Consider the following 937-nt stretch of genomic DNA (forward strand, 5'->3'; position numbering starts at 1 on the left):
TTGCAGTCGCAGCTTCCGCTGCGGGGCTGGTAGTCGTGGACGTGGCCGCGGGGGTCTTGGCTGACCTGACAGCATGCGACGAGCCGCTGGCGCAGCGCCGCGCGGCCGCGTTGCACGCGGGATTTCATGCCAGACACCGAGATTCCGGCGCTGGTCGCTGCGGTCACATGTGTTTGTGCTTCGAGGTCGACCATGCGGACCGCGTCGGCCTGGTCGGTGGGCAACCCGGACAGCATCGGCTGCAGACAGGCCGACAGTTCGCGTTGCACGTCATCGCCGAGGTCCGGGTCGGAGTCGGTGTCCGAGGGGTTGTCGGGGAGGGTGTCGACGGCGAGTTCGTGGCGGTGTGGTGCGGCTCGGTAGTAGTCGGTGATGGCGTTGCGGGTGATGGAGTACATCCAGCCCAGGACGCGGTCCCGGTCGCGCAGATTGTCGAGTCCTTTGGCCATGCGCAGGAACACGATCTGCAGGATGTCCTCGGCGTCCTCGGGGGTCGCGACGCGGCGGGCGATAAACCCGCGCAGGTCGCGGGAGAAGTCACGCCAGAGCCGGTCGAGCTCGGTGGCCTCGCGCGCGGAAGGCGTGGTGATGAAGGTTGTCGACTCGGTCATCTTGGTTTCCTCCGTGTCCAGCATGCTCGCGACGGCGCGCGCTGACCATCCCCTCCGGGGTTCTTTCTCTACCGACGACGCCCCCGGCGATTGGACGCAGATGTGCGTCCATCGGGCGGGTGCGACGTCTGTATGGGTGTGACGAGTTCGGATCGCTCCTCGAGTTTCACCGGTCATCGGTGACGAGATCCGTGCCTCGACCTATCGGCAAGGACCACCGCGGTGAGGAGGTGAGCAGGATGTTGACGACACATTTGCTGTCGGGTCTGACCAATGACGAGATCGACCTGATCGTGGCCGACGAACTCGATCTGCTCGACGCCGCC

At 65.8% G+C, this 937-nt stretch carries 1 protein-coding gene; it reads right to left on the minus strand.

From position 1 onward, the window contains the following. Window positions 1-611 (minus strand): sigma-70 family RNA polymerase sigma factor (locus A8G08_RS06300; protein ID WP_068271634.1); only part of this gene is annotated, 611 nt, incomplete at its 3' end. Window positions 612-937: the final 326 nt, after the last annotated feature.

It is taken from the genome of Aldersonia kunmingensis, from assembly GCF_001646865.1.
Lineage (GTDB): Bacteria > Actinomycetota > Actinomycetes > Mycobacteriales > Mycobacteriaceae > Aldersonia > Aldersonia kunmingensis.